This window comes from Methylibium rhizosphaerae, from assembly GCF_006386545.1.
Classification (GTDB): Bacteria; Pseudomonadota; Gammaproteobacteria; order Burkholderiales; family Burkholderiaceae_C; genus Pseudorivibacter; species Pseudorivibacter rhizosphaerae.
Map to the genome: position 1 here is coordinate 1 of NZ_SWAR01000099.1, position 2,209 is coordinate 2,209.

Sequence of the window (2,209 nt, forward strand, 5' to 3'; positions counted from 1 at the left end):
GCGGATCGTTACGGCGTACTCCTGCCAAGGTGCGGGTTTCCTGCTGCTCTTCTTGGACGGCATGCCTATCTTCCTTGATGCAACGAGAGTTGCTTCTGGTGCCTAACGTTCGACATGAGCGGCAGACGACGGCAGGCGAAGCCTGCCGTTGGCTGTCCGCTCGATGGAGGTGTTAGGCGTCACGGCTCGTAGCGAGGATTCAACGCCTCAAAATCAGCGAGCAGGAAGTGAGGAAAGCGCTTGCTTTCCACCACTGCCTTGCGCGGCCGGCCGTCTTTGAAGGCAGTTGAGATTGTTCTGCCATTGAGGAAGTTGTATGACTTCTCCCATGAGGGAACTATTCCGTGATCCGAGCACTGCGACTCGCCGCGGTTGAGGCCAGCAACGTACCAGACATCGCCCTTCTGCACAAAGTTGTAGTCGTAGATTGCGGCGCCGCATGTCTGCTGCGTGCGAACCTTCAGTGTGAATCTTGAACGAGATCGAACCGTGATTTGATCAACCCACGCTGCGCCGTAGTTCGCCACGCGGACGAACTCGAACTGAGGAGACTGATGCTCGACCTTTCCCGCTTTCAGAACGACGAGCTGCGCGTTGAACTCGGTCGGAAAGACCACTGCAACCACGACGCCGGCAGGAGAACTCACCACATTTCTGCCAACAACCGGAGGATGGGCTGGGCTGAGCGCTGCAAGACTGACGTCAACCTCACTTTCACTCGCAAGTGCTGGATTGAGGAGTGCGGCAAGAAGGAGGGTGACTGTGCGCACGTGGATGACGCCTAACGTTTGAGCTGAGCGGCCGCCACCGGCAAGGCGCTTGGGCCGCGAGCCCGATGATATGCACCACGGGTTCGCGGCCCAAGCGCCTTGCCGGTGGAGGTCCGCTCGAGCGAAGGGTTAGGCAGCACTCGAGGACCGCCGAACCGCTTGCTACGCGACCGCGCACTTGCGCACGGTGTCGAGCGTACGGGTGGTGATGCTCTTGGGCGAACGTGCGCTCGAGTAGCGCCATGAAGACCGGCCCCTTCGGGCCTGGAACATAGGAAGACAACACCTCAGACCCTGTGAACTTGAGAATGCTCGCGTTGTCGCGCTCGATGGGCAAGGCAAGAGACAGCTCCATTGGGCGCCGGAGGAAGGTGATGACGGGCTTGGCTGATGCCGGAAGCTTGAACTCGGCGAAGGGCTCAGACTGAACCAGTTCTTGGAGGAACGCAGCTTGGCGGACGAAGGTGTCGAAGCTGCGGCCAAGCTCAGCCTGCATGGCCTTCTCGGCGCGGCGCTCCAGCGTTGCCAAGGATGATGAGCGAGAGTTGAAGACGACGTTCCCGCTAGAGAGCAGCGTTCGGACCTCCGTGAAGCCAGCTGCCTCGAAGCAAGCCTTGAGCTCGGGCATCTTGGCATTCATGGGGCTGACTCCGCGCAGGAGCGCGACATAGCGTGGCATGTGCGATGGACTCGCTGCGGTGGTGGCCTGTGTGCTGCCTAACGTTTGAGCTGAGCCGACCGTGGAGGCAAGGCACCCTGGCCGCGAAGCGGATGATAGACAGCACCGGTTCGCGGCCAGGGTGCCTTGCCGGAGCGGGTCGGCTCGAGCGAAGGGTTAGGCCTCATTCGGCGCGCTTGGCAAGAAAAGCTGAAGTGAGGACTGAATGTCCCTTAGGCGAAAAGCCTGAGGGCGGGTCGGCAAGTACGGCCGGCATGTCGATCTGGCCATCTGCGGCCTTCCGAACTGCGCGCAGTTTGCATGGGACGAGCGTGAATAGCACGATGGAGGCGCCAACCTCCGCCGCCTGTTCACGTGCCTCTCGACCGACACCCTGATTCCCCTTTCCAACGAACTGCGCATGACCGACTTGAACGAAGCCTTGGCCAACGTACTTGGCGACTTCGGCTTTCAAGTCTTTGCAGATGAGTACCTGCACAGCTTCAGCGTTCACGGGCACGATGGCTGCTCTTGAGGCGGCAGATTCGGCGACGTAGTGATCGGCGAAGTTCGTGTGAGTTTCGATCCGCATGATTCAGAGCGCGATAAGTTCGGTGCGATCAGATCCGCGATGGCGCGGCTGTGAGTGCTATGAGGCCTAACGTTCGACATGAGCGGCAGGACCCGGCTTGCCGGGGCCTGTCCGCTCGATGGAGGGGTTATGCCTCGCTTGAGAAGCGCTCAATGAGCCGCTTGCAGGCCACGGCAACTTCCTGCGCAT

Annotated in this window: 3 protein-coding genes; all 3 read right to left on the bottom strand. The window is 60.5% G+C overall.

Annotation, left to right across the window (positions count from 1 at the left end; all coding sequences use genetic code 11):
• Window positions 1-179: 179 nt before the first annotated feature.
• Entirely contained in the window at window positions 180-770 is a 591-nt protein-coding gene (locus tag E8D38_RS27430; protein ID WP_140637451.1) for a hypothetical protein, read from the bottom strand.
• The gene (locus E8D38_RS27435) at window positions 715-1,449 is read right to left on the bottom strand and encodes a DUF1697 domain-containing protein (protein ID WP_342779618.1); all 735 of its coding nucleotides are present in this window, start codon (window positions 1,447-1,449) and stop codon (window positions 715-717) included. Before E8D38_RS27435 ends, E8D38_RS27430 begins: the two co-directional genes overlap by 56 nt.
• Before the next feature lie 163 nt (window positions 1,450-1,612).
• Complete coding sequence (locus tag E8D38_RS27440) at window positions 1,613-2,020, bottom strand: hypothetical protein (RefSeq protein WP_140637452.1); 408 nt, start codon at window positions 2,018-2,020, stop codon at window positions 1,613-1,615.
• Window positions 2,021-2,209: the final 189 nt, after the last annotated feature.

Bases quoted from the DNA above. Each gene is read 5' to 3' on its own strand.
- E8D38_RS27435 (WP_342779618.1), bottom strand. From the start codon at position 1,449: ATGCCACGCTATGTCGCGCTCCTGCGCGGAGTCAGCCCCATGAATGCC.
- E8D38_RS27440 (WP_140637452.1), bottom strand. From the start codon at position 2,020: ATGCGGATCGAAACTCACACGAACTTCGCCGATCACTACGTCGCCGAA.